Origin of the sequence: Pseudoalteromonas sp. H105 (assembly GCF_001469215.1) — a bacterium.
Taxonomy (GTDB): domain Bacteria; phylum Pseudomonadota; class Gammaproteobacteria; order Enterobacterales; family Alteromonadaceae; genus Pseudoalteromonas.
Genome location: NZ_LOFH01000006.1, coordinates 1 through 25707, shown reverse-complemented (window position 1 = coordinate 25707; position 25707 = coordinate 1). Strand labels below are relative to the sequence as shown.

The following is a 25707-nucleotide window of genomic DNA, read 5'->3' as shown; positions in this document are numbered from 1 at the left end:
ATAAAGAAATTTACTTGCGAACATAATACCTTGCTAAATAACTGCTAATCTATAAATAAGTATAATAATTTAAAGCTGAAACCATTATGCCAGATAAGCCTTGTTGTAGTTATACCTCTCCTGATAACAAGCAGTGCCATGAAACAGACATGGGCACAGGTTTTTGTTTTTGGCACGATAAGAAATTTGATAAAACCGCACTTGAACTCACTCAAAAATTAGAGCGTTACGCAAAAAAAGGTGGATTATTACAAGGGCTTGAACTTCAACGGGCGAACTTAAGTGGCCTCAACTTAGTTAAACATGATGATGAAGAAGGGTTTGATCTTTCTTATAGTAACTTTTATCGTACAAACCTTTCTGGGGCACATTTATTCAATAATAAAATAGCGTATGCTTCCTTGATGAAAGCAAACCTTCATGAAGCCAGCCTGCATTATTGTAACCTTCAACACACAAACTTATTAGGTATCAAACTAAGTAACACACGAATTGATAACATAGATCTAGGGGTACAATTACTTCAAGAGAAACAAGCAAAAGCGGCAATTAAACAACAAGACTCTACTAAAGCAATGGATCTTTATGAGCAATCTGAAGAGATCTATCGTAATTTACGAAAAGCGTCAGAGCAGCAAGGCTTATTTGAGTTGGTAGGTAACTTTACATACAAAGAACTGAAAATGCGTCATGAGCAATACCCGAAATATTCATTAAAGCGACTCAGTTCAAGTTTTATTGATATGTTATGTGGTTACGGTGAAAAGCCACAAAATGTGATCCGTTTTAGTTTGTCACTCATTATTATCTGCGCGTTTTGTTACTTCCTCTTTGGCGTGACATACGATGACACCCTTTTACAACTCGACTTTTCCGCCCCATTGAGTGATAACTTATCGGCCTTACTAAACAGCTTTTATTTTAGTGTAGTTACATTTACCACGCTAGGCTATGGTGATATAACACCCATAGGGCTTTCGAGGCTTATAGCCGCAATTGAGGCTTTCTGCGGCAGTTTTTCGCTGGCATTGTTCGTTGTGGTGTTTGTTAAACGTATGACACGATAAAAATTTTAAGCATCGCCTACTTCGTATATAACCTTGCCGAGTCAATATTTGTGTTTATAAAAGCATAATCGTGAGAGGTGATTTCATGGTTGTTATCGCTGTTATCTTTAAAGTACAGTGAAAAAGTAACGCCATGATCTGCAATGATTGTTTTTATTTTATGCTGATCAAAGTGTATAAGCCACGCGAGGAACTGCTCGCCTGTTGCACCAAACGCAATCCCTTTACTCCTTCCTTGACGTTCAAATAGAGCAATTCGTGTTGTTGCAGCTGCATCTTCGAGCGTTAGCGGTCCTTTCCCTTCATCCCAAAAAGCAAGTTCAGGCACAATACTAAACCCCAAAATATCTTTATACCAAATAATCGCGTCTGATAAATTATCTACATCAAGATGACAATGATCGACACCTAGTAACAAAGGTTTAGTCACATTAATCCCCTATTTCAGATTTTAGTTGCTCAATAAATGCCACCATATAATCAGTGCGACGCTTCGCCTCAGCTTTGGCCGATGGCGTGTTCATGCTCTTAGCAACATGCAGTAATTTGATAAAAAAATGATCAAGCGTGTAGAGTTTGTCATTCGCGTCACGGTTGCTACAAAACGGGTCTTGAGGGTGGTAAAGATGACGGCTGATTGACCCTCCAACTTTCATGCATCGGCTAACACCAATAGCACCTAATGCATCCATTCTATCTGCGTCTTGAACTATTTGCGCTTCAACCGTTTCGACTTGGATATTTGCACTGAAACTGTGTGCTGCAATGGCATGATGAATAGCATCAAAATAAGAGTCGTCATACCCGATTGTGCTTAAAAATTGAATGGCCTTGTCTGCGGCCATGGTCGACGCTTTAGCACGATCAGGGTGATCCTTTGCAACCGCAACACAATCGTGCAGCCACGCAGCGGGCAACACAATAGCCATATTCGCTTGCTCAGCGCGACACAGTTTTTTTGCAACTCTGACAACACGTTCAATGTGGGTTATATCATGCGCTACATCTGCGCAGGTAAGTGAGGAAATAAACGTTCGACACGCTTCCTCGAGCTTTTTCAAAGAATTGGATAGTGCAACTCGCTGTTCCATAAATACTTAGGTTTCAATGTAAAACAATAAATTAGCGTTACTCTACCGTGCTTATAGGCGGTTGTGCAAAACATTCGTTGTATGTTAAGCCTTGCTTTACTAAAATGGCCGCCAATTTATCTATTATGAGTATGCAAATGTCATCTGCAATTTATCTGCAAGCTGGTCGTGAGAAGTCTTTAAAAAGAAAACACCCTTGGTTATTTTCTAAAGCGATTAAAAAAATTAAAGGCAAACCTGGCCTAGGTGACACCGTTACCATTCATGATAGCGAAGGTAAATTCTTAGCAACTGCAGCTTATAGCCCACACTCGCAAATTCGTGCTCGCGTTTGGAGTTTTGATCAAAAAGAGGTCATTGATCAACATTTCTTTGAGCGCCGTTTACGTCGAGCTCTTGCTGCTCGCGCCCAAGTAATTGAAGAAGGCGGGTTAACCGGCTTTAGACTATGTGCGGCTGAGTCTGACTTCCTTCCGGGTGTTACCATTGATAAATTTGATAATGTCTTGGTATGTCAATTATTAAGCGCTGGTGCAGAACGTCATAAAGGTGAAATTGTTGCTGCTCTAATGACTATCTTCCCTGGCTGTGACGTATATGAACGCTCTGACGTCGATGTGCGCAATAAAGAAGGCTTGGAACCGACAACTGGTGTACTTTGGGGTAACAAACCTGAACAACCAGTATTAATTGAAGAAAACGGATTAAAACTAGAAGTCGATATCATTGAAGGTCACAAAACAGGTTTTTATCTCGACCAACGTGATAGCCGCGCCGCACTTGAGCGCTTTTCGAAAAATAAAAAAGTGCTTAATTGCTTTAGCTATACAGGTACATTTTCGCTGTATGCATTGCGTGGTGGGTGTGAACATGTAACCAATGTAGATGTATCTCAGCCTGCACTTGATACTGCTAAACGAAATGTTGAACATAATAACCTAGACCTAAACAAAGTAGACTTTGTTAAGCAGGATGTCTTTAAATTACTACGCCAATACCGCGAAGAGGGTGTGCTGTTTGATACAATTGTGATGGACCCACCCAAGTTCGCAGATAATAAAGCGCAGCTAACAGGCGCATGTCGCGGTTATAAAGATATCAATATGATTGCGATGCAAATTTTGAAACCAGGTGGCACATTACTGACTTTTTCATGCTCAGGGTTAATGGAACAAAACTTGTTCCAAAAAGTCGTAGCCGATGCCGCGCTCGATGCAGGAAAAGATCTATTAATTATGGAACGCTTGAATCAAGCCGCTGACCACCCCATCGCTGGTAGCTACCCAGAAGGCTTTTACCTAAAAGGCCTCATCTGCAAAGTGTTCTAGGGTCTCAGACCCTAGTTAAAACTCATAATTTCTAGACCCGCAGTGATCGTGCCATCGTCTTCCTTCGAGGCACGTATTACTTTAGCAATAGCATCTAAAGGTGCTATTGTTGGACTCGTTGAGTCAATTTTAACCTTCACAATTGTGCCTATCTCTAACAAATCATCCAATTGTAAAGACAACCCTGTGGCACTTAAATCAACACATAATGCATCATATTGTTCATCTGCAATTGGCTCTAACGTTGTTAAAGTCGCTTTTGCGTTAATTTGCATCCGTCTGAAATTACGTTGGTCTTCATTAAGCATACTGTCTCCTAAACAACACTGTTAATTTTATCAACTAGCACAACCACTGAAAATGGCTTAATAACATAGGCATCACAACCCGCTTCAAACCCTGCTCGCTGTTCTTGCTCTGACTCTAAGCCTGATACCATTACCACCGGAATATCACGTGTTTCAGGTGTATTTTTTAACATGCGGCACGTATCGTAACCATCAAGCCCCGGCATACAAACATCTAACAAAATAACGTCAGGGGGGCTGGCAATCGCTGAAGTTAAGCAGCTTTGGCCTGAATCAGCATAACTTAAGTCGAAGCTATTTGATAACGACGCTTTTAGCATTTCAAAATTGAAATACTCATCATCTACAACCAATAGTTGCAGCCGTGAGCGAGCCATTGAATCCATAATAATTGCTAGTTCCTTCTTGTCATGTTAATGCTAATCACATTCTTTTAAAGCATTTAAAACACGTTTAGCTGAAATAGGGTATGGAGTACCTAACGTTTGTGCAAAGAGCGAAACTCTAAGCTCTTGTTGCATCCAGAAAACATCAATCAACCCCTTTGGTATAGGAAGCCCAGGGGCAACCTTATTCAACTGCTTTTGATACTCTTGTGCTACTTTATCTAATTCTAGTACACATAATCTGTCACGATTTGGGTCAACAGGCAACTTTTCTAATCGCTTTTCTATCGCTTTTAAATATCGGATGAGATCAGTCAACTTTTCAGCACCATGACTAGAAACAAACCCTTTAAAAACCAGTGATTCTAGCTGACTTTTAATATCACCATGGGCTGTGATCATGGTTAGATCAACACGGCCTTTCATTCTTTTGTGTACCGCATGAGCAATACTTAATACTTGTTCAACCTGAGTTGCAATTAACACAACTGCATCACCAAGCTCACCGCGGATGTGTTCTTTAACCTGCTCAAACGCGTGCTCTGTGCGAACATCACCTAAACTAAGTAAAAGGCTATCAACGCCTGCTGCAATACAATCATCGATTAAATCAGCCACCTTACCAAATGGGTTAAAATATAGCCCTAGTTTGGCTTTGTTGGGTAGGTTTTGTTGTAAATATTTTATTGGCGATGGCACATTTAACAATACCAAACGTCGCAAGCCCTGCTGATGTGCTGCGTGCGCTTTAATTTCGTTATCAAATAACTCGACCGCTGTCGTTGATTTTTTATCCACCAGCGCAGGGTACGCTTTTATCTCGTACTGACCCTGCTTCTTAACATAAGACGTCGGTAATTTCCCAAAATCCCACTGGGTTAAATCAGCTTTCTCTATGCCTTTATCAGCCACTTTAGAAAGTGTTTGTGTCACTTTACCTTGTAACTGCGCTTTAAGCTTGGCGAGATCCATACCGCGAGCGAGTAATGTATTTTTGTCATCACGCACTTCAAACTGAAAACGTAAATGAGTTGCAAGTGTCGATAAGTCCCATGCATCGGGATCGACTCTCACGCCTGTCATGCGTAATAGCTGATGACTGATAGCCTCGATGAAATTACCTTGCATCGGCGTAATAGCAGCCAGTACCGCATCTGCGTAATTGGGGGCTGGAACAAAGTTACGGCGCAACGATTTAGGCAGTGATTTAATCAGCCCTGTGATTAAGTCATGACGAAATGCCGGAATATGCCAGTCAAACCCGCTTTCCTCAACTTGGTTTAGCAATGCCACAGGGATCTGCACCGCAACACCGTCCACAGCTTGACCCGGATCAAAATGATAACTCAGCGGTAGCATTAAATTATTTTGTTGCCATACATCGGGGTAGTCAAATTCTGTGACGCTATCCGCACCGTGTTGCATCAAATCATCGCGGGTCATGTGTAAAAATCGTTTATCTTGCTGTTTTTTAGTTTTATACCATTTTGTGAACGCAGCACGGTTATTTACATCACTTGGAATTTTCTTTTCATAAAACTCATAAAGTGTTTGCTCATCGACCAATATATCGCGGCGGCGGCTTTTATTCTCTAACGTTTGAATATCTTCAATCAGCTCACGGTTAAACTGTAAAAACCCTTCATTTTGACCCAGCTCTTGTTCTACTAATGCGCTGCGAATAAATAACTCACGGCTTACTTTTGGATCAATATTGCTATATACACATCGGCGCTTAGAGACAATGATCAATCCATAAAGCACTTGCTGCTCAAAGGCAATAACCGCACCTGGTTTTTTCTCCCAGTGAGGTTCACTGTAACTTCGTTTTACTAAATGTTGAGCAAGGGGTTCAACCCAATCAAGGTTTATTTTGGCGTTGATGCGCGCATACAGCTTACTGGTTTCAACCAATTCAGCCGACATAAGCCATTTAGGGCTCTTCTTAAACAAACCCGACCCGGGAAAAATATGAAACTGGCTATTACGCGCCCCTTTGTATAATTGTTTTTCGTCTTTAAAACCAATATGGCTAAGCATGCCGCTTAGCAGCGCTTGGTGAATTTTATCACCTTCAGCTACATTGGTTGTCGCCTTCATCCCCATTTCGTTACACACGGTACTCAGCTGATAGACAATGTCTTGCCATTCCCGCACTCGCATATAAGCAAGCATCTCTTTTTGGCATAACTTTCTAAATTGGCTGTTACTTAGCTCGCTTTGTTGTTCTTCTAAATAATTCCATAAATTTAAAAATGCAATGAAATCAGAATCTGGATCATCAAAACGACCATGTTTTTCGTTCGCCGCTGCACGTTTTTCTTGCGGGCGCTCGCGAGGGTCTTGAATCGACAAAGCAGCCACTATGATAATCACTTCTCGCAGTGCGCCGAGCTTTTGCGCCGTGAGTACCATTTTTGCCAGACGGGGATCCACCGGTAATCGGCTTAAATCCATACCAGATTTAGTCAACCGTGTTTCTTGCTGTCGCTTACTTGGTTTTACCGCCTCGAGCTCTTCAAGTAAAGTTAAGCCATCATTGATATTTCGGCTATCTGGCGCTTGTACAAACGGAAACTTAGCCATATCGCCCAGCCCTAAACCAAGCATCTTTAGAATCACTGAGGCAAGGTTTGTACGCAAGATTTCTGGGTCGGTAAATTCTGAACGCGAATTAAAGTCATCCTCACTGTATAGTCGAATACAAATACCCGCTTCTACACGCCCACAACGTCCCTTTCGCTGATTAGCGCTAGCCTGTGAGATTGCTTCGATAGGCAGACGTTGTACTTTGGTGCGATAACTATAACGACTTATTCGCGCTGTACCAGGGTCAATTACATAGCGGATACCTGGGACAGTTAACGATGTTTCTGCCACATTGGTCGACAAAATAATATGACGACGGCTATGCGGCGCGAAAATACGGTTCTGTTCAGCATTTGATAATCGTGAATACAAAGGCAAAACGTCAGCCCCCTTGAGATTGCGTTTGCCAAGCGCATCTGCTGTATCGCGAATTTCACGTTCACCATTTAAAAATATTAATATGTCGCCAGGCCCTTCTTGGCATAACTCATCAACGGCGTCAAAAATACCTTGCAGCTGATCGCCTTCTGCTTCCATGTCATCCTTATCTATTTCAACTAACGGCCTGTAACGGACATCAACGGGGAAAGTGCGACCTGATACTTCAATAATGGGGGCATTGTTAAAATGTTTTGAAAAACGCTCAGGGTCGATAGTCGCTGAGGTGATAATAACTTTTAAATCAGGGCGCTTTGGAAGCAAGTTTTTCAAGTAACCTAAAATAAAGTCAATATTGAGGCTGCGTTCGTGAGCCTCATCGATAATAATCGTGTCGTATTGATTTAAAAAACGATCTTGTTGAATCTCGGCTAATAAAATACCGTCAGTCATTAATTTAATATAACTGTTATTAGATACTTGATCACTAAATCGAATTTTAAAGCCGACTTGCTGACCAAGCTCACATTGCATTTCACTGGCAATGCGATCTGCAACACTGCGGGCAGCTAAACGTCTAGGCTGTGTATGACCAATATACCCATCAACACCGCGGCCTAGCTCTAAACACATTTTAGGTATTTGCGTTGTCTTACCTGAGCCTGTCTCACCCGCAATGATGACCACTTGGTTGTTCGCTATCGCCTCTTTAATGTCTTCTTTTTTCTGGCTAACAGGCAACTGCTCTGGGTAGGTTACTTTTGGTAATTGCGCTAAACGGGCTTCACGTAACTGTTGGCTACGTGCTATGTCAGCCGCTATTTTTTCAATAACACCGGTTTGCTTCGCTTCATCTGTTATTTTTTTTATGCCATGAAGACGTTTCTTAAAGATGAATTGATCTCTTCTTAAACACGTTTTTAGTTCACCAAACAATTGACCTAGGTTTACCACCCGCGACTACCTTAATAATTTTTGAAAAAAGACGGCTGATTGTACCAAACTTCATCGCAAGGGTTAACTTTGCAGCAAGATATATTTAAAGCAGTGACAGGGCCATTTATGGCTGAGCAAAACCATGGTTGGTGTGATGCTAACATCACCACTTTTAGATAGTTGACCTATCCCGATAAAAAGTTTAATCCATCTGTTTACCTGAGCTGTAATTTGGTTCTAATACATTGCTTGGAGCCTCAATAATGATTGAAGTGACAACGTTAGTAACGGGCTTTTTATCAAAGAAGCTGGAGCATAAGAGGCGGAGTAAATTAGAATAGCAAAAAGGCGCATTACTTAATGCGCCTTTACACTCTTTGGGCAGAGCAATGTTATTTAAAGTGCAGCAAACACATCGTCTGTCTTAGCAGCACAGATAAAATCGTTTTTGTGAAGGCCTTTAATAGAGTGGCTCCACCATGTAACTGTAACCTTGCCCCATTCAGTTAACAAACCTGGGTGGTGACCTTCATCTTCAGCCATATCGCCCACTTTATTAGTGAACGCAATTGCTTGTTTGAAGTTTTTAAATTTGTATACGCGCTCAAGTTGCATTATGCCATCGCGTACTTCAGGCACCCAGTCTGGGATCATTTTGATTAATTCAGCGAGTTCTGCGTCTGATACTTTTGGTGCATCTACGTGACAGGCTTCACACGTTTGCGTGCTTAATGATGACATTTTAAATCCTTAACTTGCTAATTTTTCTTTAGGAGGAAACTTTGGGTCATGTAACCCCAATTCTTTTGCTTGTTCAACTAACGACATAATATCTAATTGAGAAATATCAAATAGATCATGAATAGAATTAATTGTGTAATATAAAGGCTGCATTATATCAATACGGTATGGAGTGCGTAAAACATCCAATACATTCATTGGGTTTATTTCAGGGGTGTCTGAATAAACGTATTGGGTTTCGCCTGGGCTTGATAAAATACCACCACCGTATATACGTAAACCGTTTTCTGTTTGCATTAAGCCAAACTCAACAGTAAACCAATACATACGCGCAAGATAAACCCGGTCTTTCTTTTGTGCAGCATAGCCTAGTTGGCCATATTTATGAGTAAACTCTGCAAAATCTGGGTTGGTTAGCATTGCACAATGGCCAAATATTTCGTGAAAAATATCAGGCTCTTGTAAGTAATCGAACTCTTCACGTGTGCGAATAAAAGTGGCTACCGGGAATTGCTTATTCGCTAATAGGCGGAAGAACTCATCAAAATCAATCAATGCAGGCACAGGAGCCACCTGCCAACCTGTGGTAGCTAGCAGTACTTCGTTCAGCTCGCTAAGTTGCGGTATGCGATCATGAGGAAGGTTTATTTTTTTTAGTCCTTCCATATATTCATCGCACGCTTTTCCTTCAATACATTTTAACTGACGGGCAACGAGTTCAGACCATATTTTATTTTCTTCATCACTCCAGTGTATTACTCCATTTTCATCTGGGGTTCTGGACGTATACTTGCTTGCTTTAGCCATAATTACCTTCTTGCTGTTAAACCGAAAGCCGGTGTCAACGTGTTACCTTGATACTAAGCAAATGTAAGCCAAAGTTTAATAGCTAAGGCTACATAAGTCCGCTCACGCAACAGCAAGATCGTAAACTATAAAATACACTTATAGGTTGGTTTATTTACAACCTCAAATTTAAAGGCCCTCAGAACCATTTAATGTAAACTTAAATAAACAGGCTAAGCCACCTGTGTAAATGCACGGTTAAGATCATTAATAATATCATTAACATCTTCAAGCCCGACGGAAAGACGAATCAATCCATCACTGATGCCTGCTTCGGCTCTTTCTTCAGGCGTATACGGTGAATGCGTCATAGAAGCAGGGTGTTGTATCAGGGTTTCAGCATCGCCTAAACTAACGGCTAATGTGCATAGTTGAGTGCTATTAATAAAGTGTTCACCGTCTTTAAGGCTGCCTTTTAACTCAAATGCGATAACCCCTCCCGCCGCTTTCATTTGCGAACCTATAAATTTATGGCCTTGATGAGATTTTAAGCCTGGATAATAAACGGTGTTTACTTGAGGGTGTTGCTCCAAATATTCGGCAATTTTTTGTGCGCTTTCACAATGGCGTTGCATGCGGATTGCCAGTGTTTTTAAACCGCGATTTATTAACCATGCATCGTGCGGGCTAATAGTCGCACCGATGTCTTTAAGCACGGTCATTTTAATTAAATTAATATGTTCACTGGTGCCACATACCAATCCAGCCACCACATCACCATGGCCATTTAAGTATTTAGTCGCGCTATGGACAACTAAATCAATGCCATAATCTGTTGGTTTTTGTAATAAAGGGGTTAAAAATGTATTGTCGATAACACTAATTAGTTGATGCTGTTTGGCAACGTCACTAATTAAACTCAGGTCTAACACCGCCATGGTTGGGTTAATAGGTGTTTCTGCAAAAATCATTTTTGAATTTGGCTTAACGGCACTGCGCAGTGCATGCTCGTCAGTCATATCAACAAACGTTACCTCAATCCCCCAGCGCGGTAACATGTGTGCAAAAAATGCAAACGTGCAACCATAAAGAGCACTAGAGGCAACCAGGTGATCGCCCTGAGACAAAAAACTTAACACTGATGCAGATACAGCTCCCATACCGGTAGCCGTTGCAGCGGCAGCTTCACAGCTTTCTAACTGGGCCACTTTTTGCTCGAGCTCTGTTGTCGTTGGGTTTCCCAAGCGAGTGTAAATATAGCCGGGCTCTTCACCTGCAAATCGTGCTGCTCCCTGTGCAGCACTGCTAAAATGAAATGTTGATGTCTGATATAACGGTGATGTTAAAGCACCATGTGGATCATTTGCTTTTTGCGGGCCATGGATACATTGACTTTCGATGTGGAGTTTATTCATTGTTAATGCTCATTTTAATTATTATAAACAGAGATATGCTAATAATTAAACGCATTGCAGGGTAAATCACAAGCATGCCGGATGCTCAGATGGCTATCCTCTGTGCAGTGGGCCGCCTCCACTGTACAGATTTCTTGTCACTTTGCTTGAGGGGTGTCTTTTTCAGCGGTTATTTTACGCGATAATAACTTACTCGCTATCAGTTGTGCGGTGCCTTTTAATAAACTTCGCTTATGTTCTAAACGAGGTAATGGGCGACTTAACTCCATGGCTTTGTACCCAATTCTCGCTGTAAATATCCCTGCGCTTAGCCCTTGAGCAGCGCGTCCTGATAACTTACCAAGTAGCTCTGCACTGAGAGCCGTAGCGGCTAAATCTGACACAAGTTCTGCGCTGCCCACAAACATAACTTGTTTTATCAGCATTTTATACAATCTTATACGGCTGGCATAGCCAAAGCCAATTCCATATACTTGCCCTATCTGCTCTATCAATTTTGTACCACGCCACAGTACAGCCATCATATCGACTAACGCTAACGGACTTAATGCAACCAGTAACCCTGACTCTGTTGCGAATCGATTTATTAATTTTTTTGCTTGAGTATCTTGCGCCACCAATAAACTGTCAGCATAAAGCGTCATAATCTCTTTATCTGTATGATGGGTAGCTACACTTGGTTTAAACTCTTCAAAACCAGTTAAAGGCTGATGCTTGTTAAGTTTTTCAAGCCAAGGCAATGCACCGCCTACTTGTTCTGAGTTAAGTAATCTATCCGCTTCATGGCGATGTAACTGGTTGCGTTTCAAACTGCGTAACATGCGGTATTCACGCCATAGTAAACGACCTATTAACAACGTGCCTGTCAATACAGCCGTTGCATAGACCGACCCTAAAATAAGTGATTGTTGAAATGTAACTACTAATGAAAATGCAAATTCAAGTAGCATCAAGCTGAAAAAGCTAATGACAAATACACCCTTTAATGTTTGCCATTTTGACTTTTTATATACCGGTGTCAGGTCAATATCATCTTCTAATAAAGGCTCTTCTTCTTGAGCTTTAAATTCTCCATGATCAAGCACTTTTGCAGTGACTAAATTCAATTCGGGATCAGCAATTGGTTGGGCTGATTCAATACGCCTTCCCGCTTGAAATGAAGTTGATTCACTCATGTAAGTTTATCTCCTAATAAGTACTGCATAACATGGTCTAATCGAATATGCTTTAATTGTTTATCCGGCGTGGGCATCGGTGAAAATGATAAAAACTCAAACCCCTGAGAAGGCCACTCAGACTTAGAAAGTAAGCGCGATGGAGGCTGCGGTGGTAAATAGGTCAGCCATTGCTGCTCACCTAATGGCTTCCCATAAATACAGTTAAGCTGTTTGCCCTGCTCTGTGACTTCGCGAGGCAACGTTGCTGTTATTGAAGACATTGCCATCGTTTCTATTTTAACACCATCAAACTTAAGCTGGTTTGTTTGTTCATGCACCAGCGAATCAAGTAATAATGCTAAATCCTTATGGTGTTCCACACTGATGTGATCTGATTTATTTGCAGCAAACAGTAATTTATCGACATTAGGTTTAAATAGCCGCTTTATAAAGCTGCTTTCACCGTAATTAAAATGTGCAAGCAACTGCTTAATAACTGCGCTTTGCTCATGAAGCGTCTCTGGCCCTTCATTTAAGGCGCTTAGTACATCAACAAGCACTATTTGTCGGTCGAAGTGACGAAAGTGTTGAGTATAAAATGGCTTTACGACTTCCCTTACATACGCATTAAAGCGCTTTTGTAAATGTGCGAGATTAGAACCTGGCACAATTTCTGCCGCACAGTCTGCAACCGGAAAAAATAATAATAGTGGCGCACCTTGCAACTCACCGGGAATTAACATTCGCCCTGGTTGTAACATTGCAAGCTTGGTGTCTTTTTTTAAGCCAACAAGTAAAGCTTGATATAGCTTAGCTATTTCGCTCAGCGCATGCTCATCCACAGGGGCATTTAAATCAAGGCCGCGCAACGCAGTCAAAAATGCATTTGCTTTATCAGCTCGCGGTTTTTGTAATAATAATGCGTACTGTTGAGTGCACCATTGTTGATAGGTTTGCTCAAGCATGGGCAAATCAAGTAGCCATTCACCTGGGTAATCAATAATATCGAGATACAGTGTCGACTGTGGTGCAAAATGCGAGCGAAGACCTGAGCCACTTTGATATTTAATAGCTAAACGCAACGTATTTATTCGATCAGTTGACGCAGGCCATTGGGGGTCACCTTCGTTAGGCAATAAAGCATCTAATGCATTGCTGTAACCAAACGTGGGAATCGTCAATGTTTGCTGTGGAACTATTTTCGTCGCGATATGACGTTTTTGCTGCATCACATCAAAAAATGGCAGGTTTATATCGTCAGCTTGACTGGTTAACTGCTTAACTATTGCTGTGATAAAGGCTGTTTTACCACTGCCACTTAAACCTGTTACAGCAAGCTTTACATGTTGATCTAAACTACGGTGAACGGCTTTCTCAGCTTTCCCTTTGAGTTTATTAAACGTTTTTTTTGCAGATGAAGTGTTTATCATAATGAGTTAGCACTTTATCCACTCGCTTGATCAGTCTGATAAAGTGCTATTAAGTCCTTTAAAGCTTATTGATTTCACGGCTAACCGTAAACTCTGTTGAAGTAACGTAACGTTCCATCTCTTGCAATCGTGAATCAACACGACCTAAACGGTCTTTTAAATCTTGCAGCGCACGGCGTGGTGGCTCACCTTTTTGCCATACTTTAAACTTCACTTCAAGCGGATCTTCATGTTGGTTGGCATACGATTTATCTTGTCCATTAGCGGGTTTCTTGTCTAAGATAAACCAAGCGGCAATGTATGCCACAACAAACAAAGGTCCACCAGTTAGTAAGACAGCTGTAACAAATAGAATCCTGACTAGCCACAACTCCATGTTGAAGTAATCGCTAAGGCCAGCGCATACACCGGCTATTTTTCCGCGTACAGGGTCTCTAAGTAGTTCACGTTTAGTATTCATACTTTACGTCTCCACTGTGGTGCCTCTTGATCAAGAAGCGCTTCTAATGTTTCAACTCGATCAGCCATTTTATCTGCTTTTTGAGCAAGCTCTAATAGCTGGCGATGCTCATGTTCACTTAAGCCTTGGCTTACTTGTTTTTTACTACGGTAGTGTAATATTAACCAAAGTGGCGCAACCACAATCATAAAAATGATAATAGGGGCAACCAACACCTCTGCATCAAACATAATCTTCTCCTACACAATCCATTTATTTGTTTAAGCATAGGGGGACCCGCCCCCTATTTATTATTTTTTCTCTGCTAATTTTTTCTTAAGCTCAGCGAGTTCGTCATCAACCTTCTCACTTTGCTGAAGATCAGCAATTTCGTCAGAGAGCGACTTTTTGCCTAAATCATAAGACTCTACTTGTGATTCTAGCCCATCAATTTTGGTTTCGTAGCGCTCGAAGCGATTTAATGCATCTTCAACTTTTGAGCTGTCGAGTGCTTTTTTCACTTCAAGGCGCGATTCTGCCGAACGTTGACGTAAGATAATTGCTTTTTGACGTGCTTTGGCGTCAGCTAACTTCTCTTGTAGTGTGCTCACTTCCTGTTGAAGCTTTTCAATGTGAGATTCGACATGGCTCAACTCGCTTTCAACCGCAGCAACCGCATCTGCCGACTTTTGCTTTTCCAGTAAAGCAGCACGTGCTAGATCATCACGGTCTTTACTAAGTGCTAATTCAGCCTTATCTTGCCACTCTGACACTTGAGCTTTTAGTGTTTCTACGCGACGTACTAACTCTTTTTTCTCTGCTAATGTTTTAGCGGATGTTGAACGCACTTCAACCAGTGTATCTTCCATTTCTTGGATGATAAGACGAACCATTTTTTCTGGGTCTTCTGCTTTATCCAAAATGGCATTGATATTAGAATTAACAATGTCTGCAAAACGTGAAAAAATTCCCATAACATTTACCTCTGTGATGTTTAACTTAATTGGTCTGCACTCACTGTTACAATATGCTTGCCAACTTTATAAAACATAAAATACATGAATACTTTCATAAAGTTAAACTAAAAATACAAATTGCTTTAGTTATATCGAATTATGAAATACACTAACTGTTAGTAAAAATGACTAAGAGTTAGGGAATATGAGCCAATTTCGCCAACAGGATAACTTACTCGGCCAATCAGATAGTTTTTTAGCTGTACTGGATCAAGTATCGCAGCTTGCGAGTTTAGACAAACCCGTATTAATCATTGGAGAGCGTGGAACAGGTAAAGAGTTGATTGCTGCTCGTTTACACTTCCTATCAAAACGCTGGGAACAAAACTACGTTAAGCTCAATTGTGCAGCTTTAAATGAGAACCTCCTTGAAAGCGAGCTATTTGGTCATGAAAGCGGTGCGTTTACCGGCGCAAGCAAGCGCCATGAAGGACGTTTCGAGCGCGCCAACGCTGGCACGCTTTTTTTAGATGAATTAGCAAATACCTCTGCCATGGTGCAAGAAAAACTACTGCGAGTTATTGAGTACGGTGAATTTGAACGGGTAGGCGGTAAACAAACAGTCAAAGTAGACACTCGCTTAGTGTGTGCTACCAATGAAGACTTACCCTATCTTGCAGAACAAGGTGAATTTAGAAGCGATTTACTCGACCGCTTAGCCTTTGATGTTATTACTCTTCCCCCATTACGTGAGCGTACTGATGACATCATGCTTTTAGCCGAGCAATTTGCTATTAATATGGCCCGAGACCTTGAATGGGAACTGTTTAGTGGTTTTACGCGAAGTGCTGTTGAAATACTGCAAAACTATGATTGGCCAGGTAATATTCGTGAGCTTAAAAATGTCGTTGAACGAAGTTTGTATCGTCATGGCAATGAACATATTCCCGTTCATCAGATTATTTTAGACCCATTTGAAAGTAAATTTAGGCCCAAACAACGCATAAAAGCGCCGATTAAGTCAGAGCAAGTAACACAAGAAGTCCCGGTTATTAAAGAAGAGCAACCAGTAGAACCTGGGCTGGTACATTCTTTTCCATGTAGTTTAAAAGATCTTTCAAATGAGTTTGAAATTGATTTAATAAAAAAAGCTCTGGAATACAGTCAATTTAATCAAAAGAAGACTGCAGAAGTACTTGGTTTGACGTATCATCAACTTAGAGGCTATTTGAAAAAATATAATTTGCTAGATCAACAACAATAGTCAGAGGTTGAACGAGTGTATAAATTATTACTTGGTATGCTATCGCTCTGCCTCGCAGGCTGTATCGATACCGAAGAAAAAACGCTAGAAGAAAAGAATCAAGGCTTAGTATATTGCGCTGAGGCTAATCCTGTCTCGTTTAACCCGCAAGTTACGACCACTGGTTCAACTATTGATATTATTGCAAACCAGCTTTATGACCGCTTAATCAGCATTGACCCTATTACGGCTGAATTTCAAAGTGAATTAGCAACCGACTGGAAAATTAGCCCTGACGGTAAATCCGTGACTTTCACTTTGCGAAAAGGCGTTAAATTTCACAGTACGGCATATTTTACACCTTCACGTGATTTTAATGCAGATGACGTAATTTTTACATTCAGTCGTTTATTTGATGTTTATAATCCTTATCACTTCGTTGGTGATGCAAACTACCCCTATTTTCAAAGCGTTGGTATAGACCAACTTATTAGACGTATTGTTCGAGTCTCAGATCATCAGGTTCGTTTTGAACTATTTAACCCGGAGAGCAGCTTTTTAGCAAACATGGCAACTGATTTTGCTGTTGTGCTATCACGCGAATACGCAATGCAGCTCAAAGAAAAAGAACAGCTTAATTTGTTTGATCAACTCCCCATTGGTACCGGACCTTATATTTATAAAGAGTATCGCCGCGATCACTTAGTTCGCTATTATCGTAATAATGACTATTGGAAACATAAGGTCATCCTTGAGCAGCTTGTTTACGATATTACCCCCAATGGGACGACACGTATTGCAAAAATGCTCACTAAAGAATGTGATGTAACAGCTCATCCAAGCAGTACCCAATTAAGTATCTTGGCGCAACGAGACGATATCAAAGTCCAAAAAGAAACCAACCTCAATGTGGGGTATTGGGCGTTTAATACTGAACGACCTCCTTTTAACGATATTAGAGTACGCCAAGCGTTGGCGCATGCCATTGATATTGAAAAAATTATGCAAGCCGTATTTTATGGCAATGGTATTCAGGCCAAATCAATTTTACCCCCCACATCCTGGGCATATAAATCACAACAAAACATGCCTGCTTTTAACCCTGAAATATCGATGGCATTATTAAAAGAAGCAGGCCTTGGCGATGGGTTCGATATGACTATTTGGGCCATGCCGGTGAGTCGAATCTACAATCCAAATGCGCGTAAAATGGCCGAATTAATGCAAAGTGATTTACGCAAAGTTGGCGTCAATGTCAGTATTGTAGAATATGAGTGGAATACCTTTATCCAGCGCATCGGTGAACATCGCCACGATAGCGTATTGCTTGGATGGGCTGCGGACACCCCTGACCCCGATAACTTTTTTAGTCCACTATTAAGTTGCTCTGCAACATTCAGTGGTAAGAACCCTGCAAATTGGTGTGACCCAGAATTTGACCTGCTACTGACACAAGCACTTGATACCACTGATTTAGACATGCGAAAACAGTACTACCAACAAGCGCAAACAATGCTTATTGACGAGCTCCCATTATTACCACTTGCACATGGCATGCGATTTCAAGCAAGTAGTAGCGACGTAGAAGGTATCCCTCTTGGACCCTTTGGCGGCATATCCCTGGCTAATGCGAGGAAAAAATAATGGTTTTAGATTATTTTTTACGCCGCTTAGGCTTATTATTTTTTATGATGCTTACTCTAAGCGTGTTTACGTTTTCATTGAGTTATTTGTTCCCTGGGGACGCATTAAGTAATTTAAGTGGCATGTCTAATACCAGCTTTGCACAGACAAGTGAATTGCGGGATAAATACCACTTTAATGAAAATTACATTTATCAATATTTTGCTTTTTTAGAGCGTATTGTTATGGGTGACTGGGGATTATCATTTGCCTCTGGCGATAATGTTTTTAGCCATATTGTTGACTTGTTTCCTGCCACGCTTGAGCTGAGTATATACGCCTTAATTATTTCAGTTGTACTCGGTGTGCCTGCCGGCATAATCGCCTCTGCTTATTATAAAAAATGGCCAGATAAACTCATTAACTCATCCGCCCTTGCGGGATACTCAATGCCCGTTTTTTGGTTAGCCCTCTTGCTAATAATGGTTTTTTCCTTGCAACTAGGTTGGTTTCCTATGTCGGGCCGTATGGGGCTACTTTACGAAATCCCGCCACAAACGGGGTTTATTCTCATTGATATCGCCTTAGCCGGTTTTCCCTATTCTGGAATGGCAATGATTGATGCATTTCATCACCTCACGTTGCCTACCATTGTATTAGCCATGTACCCGACCACGGTGCTGATTCGTTTTACACGAGAATCGATGTTAAATGTGCTTGAGCAAAACTTTATAAAAACGGCGAGAGCCAAAGGCCTTAACCGCGCTCAATTAATTGTGCATCATGCACTGCGAAACGCGTTGTTACCTGTGATTAAACAAATCGGCCTTCAGTTTAGTACCTTGATCACACTCGCAATGATAACAGAGGTTATTTTTTCATGGCCCGGTGTAGGACGCTGGTTAATTGATAGTATTTATCAACGTGATTACCCTGCAATTCAAGGTGGTTTACTCGCCGTATCAATGTTTGTGATACTAGCCACCATCATCGCAGAGTTGTCTTATACCCTGTTTGACCCGCTTTCTCGGAACCAAGCGCATGGCAAAGTTTAATTTATTTTCAGAAGAGTCAAACAAATCGCCCCTCGCGCGATTTTGGCGCAAGTTTAAATCAAATCACCCCGCATTGGTGGGTTTATGGGTATTTATTGCCTTCGTGTTTTTGGCAACCACGGCACCATTTTTAGCTCCCTATGGTGTTAACCAACAGCACAGCGATGCATTGCTTATACCTCCTTCATGGCATGAGCTTGGGGATGTGCGTTTTATCTTAGGAACGGATGATCTTGGTCGTGACGTGCTTTCACGCTTGATGAACGGTGCAACCTATACATTTGGCTTATCCGTTATCGCGGCATTGATAACCACAGTGATAGGTGTGTTGGTCGGCACATTTGCAGGCATAAGCCACGGGTTACGTTCTAGTTTTTTAAATCATTTACTCGACATTACCTTGTCTATTCCATCGCTATTATTGGCCATTATCATTATTGCGATTTTAGGCCCAGGTTTAATGAACACCGTGTGGGCAATTATTTTAGCTTTATTGCCTCAGTTTATTCATTCTGTAAGAAACCTTATTGTGGTTGAGCTCAATAAAGATTATATCACCGCTTTCAAGCTGGATGGTGCCTCTAACTGGCATGTACTTTCGCGTGGGATATTCCCTAATATTTACGAGCATATCGTAGTTATTTTTACGATGGCGCTGTCAACCGCTATATTAGATATAGCAGCTTTGGGTTTTCTTAAGCTTGGCGCGCAACCACCAACGACAGAATGGGGCGCTATTTTAGCAGAAAACCTGGGGTTAATTTACTTAGCGCCATGGACGGTTGGACTGCCTGGCATATTGCTTTTTTTAGCGGTCCTTTCTACTAATTTAGTCGGTGATGGTCTTCGCCAAGTGTTAAAAGAACGTAAGGCAGATTAAATGCAATTACTCGACATACGCAACTTAACCATCGAGCTGAGAAGCTCAGACACTGTTATTCGTGCAGTCGATAGAGTGAGCTTAAGCCTAAAAGAAGGCGAAGTTCACGCACTCGTCGGTGAGTCAGGATCAGGAAAAAGCTTAATTGCGAAAGCCATTGTGGGTGTACTCAACAAGCGCTGGCATATTACAGCGGACCGAATGCACTGGCGCGGTGTTGATTTAATGCGACTTTCGAGTGAACAAAGGCGGAAAATTGTCGGCCAAGACATTGCGATGATTTATCAAGATCCAAGTCGTTGTCTTGACCCTACAGCAAAAATATTTGACCAAATAGCAGAAACCTTACCTGAGGTTCAAAGTAAGGGCTTTTTCTTAAAACGCAATCGTGAGCGTAAAGATCGTGTGAAAGCACTTATCCATAAAGTGGGTATCAAAGATCATGAAAAAGTTTTAACGAGTTACCCTCATGAGCTGTCTGAAGGGGTGTGTCAAAAAGTCATGATCGCAATGGCCATTGCGCGTACTCCTAAGTTATTAATTGCAGATGAACCAACAACCGCTCTTGAAAGCACAACGCGTGCGCAAGTATTCAGATTATTGAAGAGTTTGAATCAACTTAAGAACATGTCAATATTAATGATTTCGCATGAACTTGAAGAAATCATCAACTGGTCCCATGGCATGCATGTATTATATTGCGGACAAATGGTTGAAGCAGGCCCAACGGGGAAGATTTTCAAACAGCCTCGCCATCCTTATACTCAAGCACTCCTAAAAAGCTTACCTGATTATGAGCAAGGCTTGGCGCATAAAGAACCGTTTTACGCCCTCAAGGGAACGATTCCTACGTTGCAACATTTACCTATTGGGTGCAGGCTAGGACCTCGCTGCCCTCAAGCACAAAAAGCCTGTGTTGTAACTCCACCATTAACTAAACAACATGGTCACAGTTATGCCTGCCATTTTCCATTAATTAAGGCCATGAAATGATGCAACCACTGCTCAAGGTGCAAGCCTTATCAAAAAGCTTTAACTTGCGCGCAGGGCTGTTCTCGCGAAAACGCTTTGAAGTTTTGAGGAATATCTCATTTTGCTTAAATCAAGGTGAAACATTAGCTATTATTGGTGAAACAGGGTCAGGGAAAAGCACTCTAGCGAAACTTTTATCTGGTGCAGACAGCGCTGATAGCGGGCAAATATTACTTAACGGCACCATTATTGAAGACAATGGCGTCCGCGATCAACAGTGTCGGCATATTAGAATGATTTTCCAAGATTCGGAAGCGTCATTAAATCCGGGTTTAACCATTGGCGATATGCTCGACGATTGCTTGCAATACAATAGTGATTTAGATAAAGAAACTCGCGCCAATAAAATCTCTGCGACTTTGCACAAGGTCGGTTTGCTCAACGACCACCAGCATTACTATCCCCATATGTTTAGCGGCGGCCAATTACAACGAGTTGCACTAGCACGCGCTTTAATACTCGATCCTAAAGTCGTTGTATTAGATGAGGCGCTATCCTCATTAGATCCCTCAGTTCGCGCTCAAACGGTGAATTTATTACTTAAATTACAACAAGATACTGGGTTGAGTTATATTTTGATCACCCATCATTTAAGTTTAGTACGCCATATAAGCGACCAACTAGTCGTGCTCGATCATGGTGTAATTGTTGAAAATGGTAAAACTGAAACTATTTTTCAACAACCGCAATCAAAAGTAACCCAAAGGTTATTAAGCTGTTGATTGCTAGATCAATTCATTTATTTATAAAAAGTAATTAAACGTATCACACCATTGTGAATACAAAAAAGCCTCATCATTTTCATGATGAGGCTTTTAAATTTAAACCATAAAAATTTGGTTAAGGTGCAACTGCAGGGTAAACATAGCTTGCATCTAGTCCTAGTGGAAGACCTAGCGCCCAATAACCTAGTAGGAATAAACTCCAACCAATCATAAACGCGATCGAGTATGGCAGCATCATCGCAATTAATGTACCAATCCCGGTGCCTTTAACATATTTTTGACAGTACACCACAACGAGTGGGAAGTAAGGCATCAGTGGAGTGATAATATTTGAACTCGAATCACCCACACGATATGCAGCCTGCGTTAAATCGGGTGAAATACCCAGTTGCATTAACATAGGTACAAACACCGGGCCTAACAGCGCCCATTTTGCCGAACTAGACCCTACAAACAAGTTAACAAACCCGGTTAAGAAGATTATACCCACTACCGTTACAGCACTGGGTAGCTCCATTGCTTTTAAAATTTGCGCGCCTTCAATTGCCAATAACGCACCTAAGTTTGATTTACTAAATGCAGCAATAAATAACGAACAGAAGAACGCCATTACAATGTAATAAGCCATGCCATTCATCGCTTTACTCATTGCATCTATCATGTCTTTGGTGCTTTTAAACGTGCCAACTGTAAAACCGTACACCGCACCTGGGATCCAAAATAATAAAAAGATTAGCGGCACAATTGACTGCATTAAAGGCGAACTAAAGTTAGTCAGCGAACCATCACTGCTTCGCATTGCTGAATCCGCTGGCGCAGATACAAATGCCAACAAGGCAAGGCCCGCCACCATCACAGCACTTGCAATGAAGAACGCACGTTTTTCATCACTACGGGCATCTTCAAATACAGGAAGGTCTTCTTCATTCCCGTCAAGATCTGTATTTTTTAATCGAGGTTCAATGATTTTATCAGTGATATACCAGCCTAATAAAACAATAAATAAGCTCGATGCTGACGCAAATGCCCAGTTATTTAGTGGGTTAATCGACATCGCCGGATTAATTATTTGCGCTGCACTTTGCGTAAAGCTCTGTAGTAATGGGTCGATGCCTGACGGAATAAAGTTTGCACCAAAACCACCACTTACGCCAGCAAATGCAGCAGCAATACCAGCAAGAGGATGGCGCCCTGCCGCATAAAAAATAACGCCAGCTAGCGGAATAACCAATACATAACCCGCATCAGTTGCGGTGTGGCTCACAATAGCGACTAAAATAATAGACGGTGTCAGTAACTGCTTGGGTGTTACTTTAAGCATTAGCTTCAAGCCAGTATTAATAAAGCCTGAGTGCTCAGCGACCCCCACACCTAACATCGCCACTAACACTACGCCCAATGGCGCAAAACCAGTAAATGTTTTTACCATAGAAGATAAAAATGTCGCTAACGAATCACTGGCCAACATATTATTAATAATAATGGCTTCGCCGGTACGTGGATCAATTGCATCGAATTCAATGCCTGAAAACCACCAAGACAAAAACCAAATCAGTAGCATGGCAAATAGAAAGATAATCGCTGGATCTGGAAGCTTGTTTCCGACCCTTTCGACAAAGTTTAAAAATCGCGCAACTAGCCCCGTCGGCATTGTCGCATCATTATTGTTGTTCATTTCGCTTGTTCCCTAGAAGTTTAACCAGCATACATTACCGCAAATGCTGCGTTAGGTAAATTTTAAGTAAACACAAAATACATTAATCAGGTACAGCATTTATTTTACGTATTAAAAAACGGCTTCCCAGCCGTTTTACAGTGTGTTATTTGAGCAAAGTAATTAAGCCAGTGCTTTTACTTCTTCCCAAATACGCACGACAAGTGCTTTATCATCTTCGTTTAGTTCGCCATTGCGATACGCTTTAACTAAGCTTTTCTCAACCGTTTCATTAAGCTCTGATACTTCTAAATTAAGCTCTTCTACTTGTGCATAGCCTACAGCTAAATCAAAATGACCACGTAGATAACCCCCTGCAAAAAGCTCATCATCAGTGGCTTTTACTACTAAATCGTCAAAATATTGCTGCGCTGCATCAATGTAACTTACTAAACTCATTTAATTCTCCTGTACTTGCAGGGTGTCTTGGTGACCCACAGCATACATAACATGGTCGTTAAATCCGGTTGTAACCCGCATATAACCACTTAATTCATCATCTAGTTCGCTATCGCCAGTATCAGCAATGAGCGGCCGGCCATTTAAGGCCTGTAATTTTGTTTTGGTTGCCACAACGATAATATTGTCTTTACCAATTGCACGAATAAGTGCAGGGCTTAATTGTTGATTACCCCGACCAAATATATGCCCTTGTCCGCCGATCAAAGTGATCACCAACTTTGTTGGCACATCTTTCGTTAAATCAATTAATTGTTGAGCGGTCAAGTCATTGCCTAAGAGGCTTTGATCTTGTACTAAATCAACCCCGAGCAAGGTGTTACTAAGGCCCATTTCTTCCATTATTGCCTCAACGGTTGAGCCACTGCCCATAATGTACTGGGTATCTTCTTCCATTTCTGACACCACGTAAGCTGCAATATCAGCAAGTACTAATTCATCAGTTTCTTTACCGCCGTTTTTAACGGCTTGTACATAACGTACTTCACTAGGTACTTGCATTTCACCGTAACGCTTGGCTTTTACTGTGCCTTGGCGAAAAGCATCTTCATCAATATCCATGACATCTGCATCTGCTAATGTAACTAGCTCGCCTTTAACCAGCATCTCTACAACCCGACCCGCGGCTTTGGGGGTAATGGCATAAACTCCTGAATGAATCTTACAGCCAGCAGGAATGCCAAGCACTGGTACGCTGTCATCCACCGCATGACAAATATTGCGTGCGGTACCATCGCCACCAGCAAACAATATTAAATCTACACCAAGTTGCTGCAAGGCTTTGGCAGCAAGCTCTGTATCATCACTTGTTGTCGAGTGCTCGCTGCGATAAATAACCTGCGTTGAAAAGCCAAGTTCCTTAGCCGTGTTTTCACCCATGACATCATTAACAGTAAAAATGCTTAACTGCTCTTTATAAGGCAGCAACACCTCAAGCGCGGCTTTAGTGCGTAAATTGGCTTTAGGCTGGGCGCCTAATTCAATGGCTTTTGCTGCGGTATCAATACCATCGCTGCCCTTCAATGCAACACTTCCACCTAAACCCGCAACAGGGTTTACAATTAAGCCTAATTTAAACTGCATTCTTTAGCTCCTCAGGGGGCTGCCATTCAAATTGCGTAGCACTGATAGGCCACGGTGTTTTATAAAATGAACTTAACGCATGTAATAACCGATTAGTACGCTCATTGAAGCCTACTTGTAGCAAATGTAAAACCTGCTGGTATACGCGTGCTTGAAAAGCGAATCGGCACGTTTGTTCGCCATTTAAGTTATCAACCGAGACATTAAAATTAACCCCAGCGGCAACACTAAGTGCCCATTCAATAGCTTGTGGTTTAATTTCAACGCTTTCAAACTCAGCTTGCTGCGCTTTATCACGGCCATCAGGGCAATACCAATAACCGTAATCTTCTAATAATCGTCGTTTATCGCCCGCTACTAACCAATGAGCAATTTCATGCAGAGCACTGGCATAAAAACCATGAGCAAATATAATTTGGTGAAAGTTTGTTTCATCACTAGCAGGAATATAAATAGGCTCATGCTCACCTTTTACTAAGCGCGTATTATGGCTTTGATAAAACGTTGACTCAAAAATAGAAATTAGATCGACTATTTGATGCATAAGGTTTAATAATTCGCCTGAATAAACTGTAATAAGTACATGCTAAAAACGAGGCGAATTGTACGGGCTTTTAAAGGGAAAGTAAAAAGCGTTACGCATAGACTAAGTGAATAAGTCTTAACTTAATCTGTCAGGTTTGACTTTTAGATTTTGATCAAATCTGACAGTCGTATACGTGCCATAAGTGGACAGTGCTAACGAGCCTGTAGATTAACTCGTTTTTTATTTATTTTTATTGATAAATAGACCATAGCCGAGTTCCTATTTTGGTTCAATCAGTTATCGCTAGTTTACGTAAAATAGAAAAAGAGAATGTGCGGTTGTTTTAATGGCTGTTTTAGA

Annotated in this window: 26 protein-coding genes; 9 read left to right on the top strand and 17 right to left on the bottom strand. The window is 41.3% G+C overall.

Features of this window, described 5'->3' with window-relative positions; translation table 11 throughout:
• Positions 1-86 precede the first annotated feature (86 nt).
• Positions 87-1067 carry an ion channel gene (locus tag ATS75_RS11210; RefSeq protein ID WP_058560548.1) on the top strand — a complete coding sequence of 327 codons (981 nt, stop codon included), beginning with the start codon at positions 87-89 and terminating at the stop codon, positions 1065-1067.
• Between the two features lie 16 nt (positions 1068-1083).
• Here the strand turns inward: ATS75_RS11210 and ATS75_RS11205 are convergent, their stop codons facing one another.
• Complete coding sequence (locus ATS75_RS11205) at positions 1084-1497, bottom strand: VOC family protein (protein ID WP_082665466.1); 414 nt, start codon at positions 1495-1497, stop codon at positions 1084-1086.
• Between the two features lies 1 nt (position 1498).
• Entirely contained in the window at positions 1499-2158 is a 660-nt protein-coding gene (locus ATS75_RS11200; protein WP_058560546.1) for an HD domain-containing protein, read from the bottom strand.
• A gap of 137 nt (positions 2159-2295) precedes the next feature.
• Between ATS75_RS11200 and ATS75_RS11195 the strand changes: the two genes are divergently transcribed.
• Positions 2296-3486: a class I SAM-dependent methyltransferase gene (locus ATS75_RS11195; RefSeq protein ID WP_058560750.1), complete on the top strand. Its 1191-nt coding sequence runs from the start codon at positions 2296-2298 to the stop codon at positions 3484-3486.
• Positions 3487-3497: 11 nt separating this feature from the next.
• Here the strand turns inward: ATS75_RS11195 and ATS75_RS11190 are convergent, their stop codons facing one another.
• The 3 genes from ATS75_RS11190 to hrpA are packed head-to-tail and all read right to left on the bottom strand — an operon-like array spanning position 3498 to position 8101.
• The gene (locus ATS75_RS11190) at positions 3498-3794 is read right to left on the bottom strand and encodes a PilZ domain-containing protein (protein ID WP_058560545.1); all 297 of its coding nucleotides are present in this window, start codon (positions 3792-3794) and stop codon (positions 3498-3500) included.
• A gap of 8 nt (positions 3795-3802) precedes the next feature.
• Positions 3803-4180, bottom strand: a complete 378-nt coding sequence (locus ATS75_RS11185; RefSeq protein WP_058560544.1) for a response regulator — start codon at positions 4178-4180, stop codon at positions 3803-3805.
• Between the two features lie 33 nt (positions 4181-4213).
• Entirely contained in the window at positions 4214-8101 is a 3888-nt protein-coding gene (hrpA, locus tag ATS75_RS11180) for an ATP-dependent RNA helicase HrpA (RefSeq protein WP_058560543.1), read from the bottom strand.
• Positions 8102-8140: 39 nt separating this feature from the next.
• Here hrpA and ATS75_RS20745 point away from each other — a divergent pair, with 39 nt between their 5' ends.
• Positions 8141-8263, top strand: coding sequence for a hypothetical protein (locus ATS75_RS20745; protein WP_268801570.1), 123 nt, complete (start codon positions 8141-8143; stop codon positions 8261-8263).
• Positions 8264-8479: 216 nt separating this feature from the next.
• On the opposite strand, the gene ATS75_RS11175 is transcribed toward ATS75_RS20745, so the two are convergent.
• The 8 genes from ATS75_RS11175 to pspA form a co-directional block, all read right to left on the bottom strand.
• The gene (locus tag ATS75_RS11175; protein ID WP_058560542.1) at positions 8480-8824 is read right to left on the bottom strand and encodes a 4a-hydroxytetrahydrobiopterin dehydratase; all 345 of its coding nucleotides are present in this window, start codon (positions 8822-8824) and stop codon (positions 8480-8482) included.
• Positions 8825-8833: 9 nt separating this feature from the next.
• Positions 8834-9631: a phenylalanine 4-monooxygenase gene (gene phhA, locus ATS75_RS11170; protein WP_058560541.1), complete on the bottom strand. Its 798-nt coding sequence runs from the start codon at positions 9629-9631 to the stop codon at positions 8834-8836.
• Between the two features lie 212 nt (positions 9632-9843).
• The gene (megL, locus tag ATS75_RS11165) at positions 9844-11025 is read right to left on the bottom strand and encodes a methionine gamma-lyase (protein ID WP_058560540.1); all 1182 of its coding nucleotides are present in this window, start codon (positions 11023-11025) and stop codon (positions 9844-9846) included.
• A 137-nt stretch (positions 11026-11162) separates the two neighbouring features.
• Complete coding sequence (locus ATS75_RS11160) at positions 11163-12200, bottom strand: YcjF family protein (protein ID WP_058560539.1); 1038 nt, start codon at positions 12198-12200, stop codon at positions 11163-11165.
• Positions 12197-13612: a YcjX family protein gene (locus ATS75_RS11155; RefSeq protein ID WP_058560538.1), complete on the bottom strand. Its 1416-nt coding sequence runs from the start codon at positions 13610-13612 to the stop codon at positions 12197-12199. Before ATS75_RS11155 ends, ATS75_RS11160 begins: the two co-directional genes overlap by 4 nt.
• A 58-nt stretch (positions 13613-13670) precedes the next feature.
• A complete protein-coding gene (gene pspC, locus ATS75_RS11150; RefSeq protein WP_058560537.1) occupies positions 13671-14072 on the bottom strand; it encodes an envelope stress response membrane protein PspC in 402 nt (133 codons plus the stop codon).
• Positions 14069-14302, bottom strand: a complete 234-nt coding sequence (gene pspB / locus ATS75_RS11145) for an envelope stress response membrane protein PspB (RefSeq protein ID WP_058560536.1) — start codon at positions 14300-14302, stop codon at positions 14069-14071. The genes pspC and pspB overlap by 4 nt, the downstream gene beginning before the upstream one ends.
• A gap of 60 nt (positions 14303-14362) precedes the next feature.
• Positions 14363-15025 carry a phage shock protein PspA gene (pspA, locus tag ATS75_RS11140; RefSeq protein WP_058560535.1) on the bottom strand — a complete coding sequence of 221 codons (663 nt, stop codon included), beginning with the start codon at positions 15023-15025 and terminating at the stop codon, positions 14363-14365.
• A 187-nt stretch (positions 15026-15212) separates the two neighbouring features.
• Here pspA and pspF point away from each other — a divergent pair, with 187 nt between their 5' ends.
• From pspF to ATS75_RS11110, 6 genes are read left to right on the top strand one after another with little or no spacing between them, the layout of a single operon-like run.
• Complete coding sequence (gene pspF, locus ATS75_RS11135) at positions 15213-16271, top strand: phage shock protein operon transcriptional activator (RefSeq protein ID WP_058560534.1); 1059 nt, start codon at positions 15213-15215, stop codon at positions 16269-16271.
• A gap of 15 nt (positions 16272-16286) precedes the next feature.
• Complete coding sequence (locus tag ATS75_RS11130; RefSeq protein WP_058560533.1) at positions 16287-17894, top strand: ABC transporter substrate-binding protein; 1608 nt, start codon at positions 16287-16289, stop codon at positions 17892-17894.
• Positions 17894-18928: an ABC transporter permease gene (locus tag ATS75_RS11125; protein ID WP_058560532.1), complete on the top strand. Its 1035-nt coding sequence runs from the start codon at positions 17894-17896 to the stop codon at positions 18926-18928. Before ATS75_RS11130 ends, ATS75_RS11125 begins: the two co-directional genes overlap by 1 nt.
• The gene (locus ATS75_RS11120) at positions 18915-19808 is read left to right on the top strand and encodes an ABC transporter permease subunit (RefSeq protein WP_058560531.1); all 894 of its coding nucleotides are present in this window, start codon (positions 18915-18917) and stop codon (positions 19806-19808) included. The genes ATS75_RS11125 and ATS75_RS11120 overlap by 14 nt, the downstream gene beginning before the upstream one ends.
• Entirely contained in the window at positions 19809-20801 is a 993-nt protein-coding gene (locus ATS75_RS11115) for an oligopeptide/dipeptide ABC transporter ATP-binding protein (RefSeq protein WP_058560530.1), read from the top strand.
• Entirely contained in the window at positions 20801-21562 is a 762-nt protein-coding gene (locus ATS75_RS11110; RefSeq protein ID WP_058560749.1) for an ATP-binding cassette domain-containing protein, read from the top strand. The genes ATS75_RS11115 and ATS75_RS11110 overlap by 1 nt, the downstream gene beginning before the upstream one ends.
• 118 nt (positions 21563-21680) lie before the next feature.
• Here ATS75_RS11110 and ATS75_RS11105 read toward each other — a convergent pair whose 3' ends face one another.
• The 4 genes from ATS75_RS11105 to ATS75_RS11090 all read right to left on the bottom strand — a co-directional run bounded on the left by ATS75_RS11105 (position 21681) and on the right by ATS75_RS11090 (position 25365).
• Positions 21681-23240 carry an AbgT family transporter gene (locus ATS75_RS11105; protein WP_058560529.1) on the bottom strand — a complete coding sequence of 520 codons (1560 nt, stop codon included), beginning with the start codon at positions 23238-23240 and terminating at the stop codon, positions 21681-21683.
• A 162-nt stretch (positions 23241-23402) separates the two neighbouring features.
• Entirely contained in the window at positions 23403-23678 is a 276-nt protein-coding gene (locus ATS75_RS11100) for a YfcL family protein (RefSeq protein ID WP_058560528.1), read from the bottom strand.
• The gene (locus tag ATS75_RS11095) at positions 23679-24821 is read right to left on the bottom strand and encodes an ATP-NAD kinase family protein (protein WP_058560527.1); all 1143 of its coding nucleotides are present in this window, start codon (positions 24819-24821) and stop codon (positions 23679-23681) included.
• Entirely contained in the window at positions 24811-25365 is a 555-nt protein-coding gene (locus ATS75_RS11090; protein ID WP_058560526.1) for an elongation factor P hydroxylase, read from the bottom strand. Before ATS75_RS11090 ends, ATS75_RS11095 begins: the two co-directional genes overlap by 11 nt.
• Between the last annotated feature and the right edge of the window lie 342 nt (positions 25366-25707).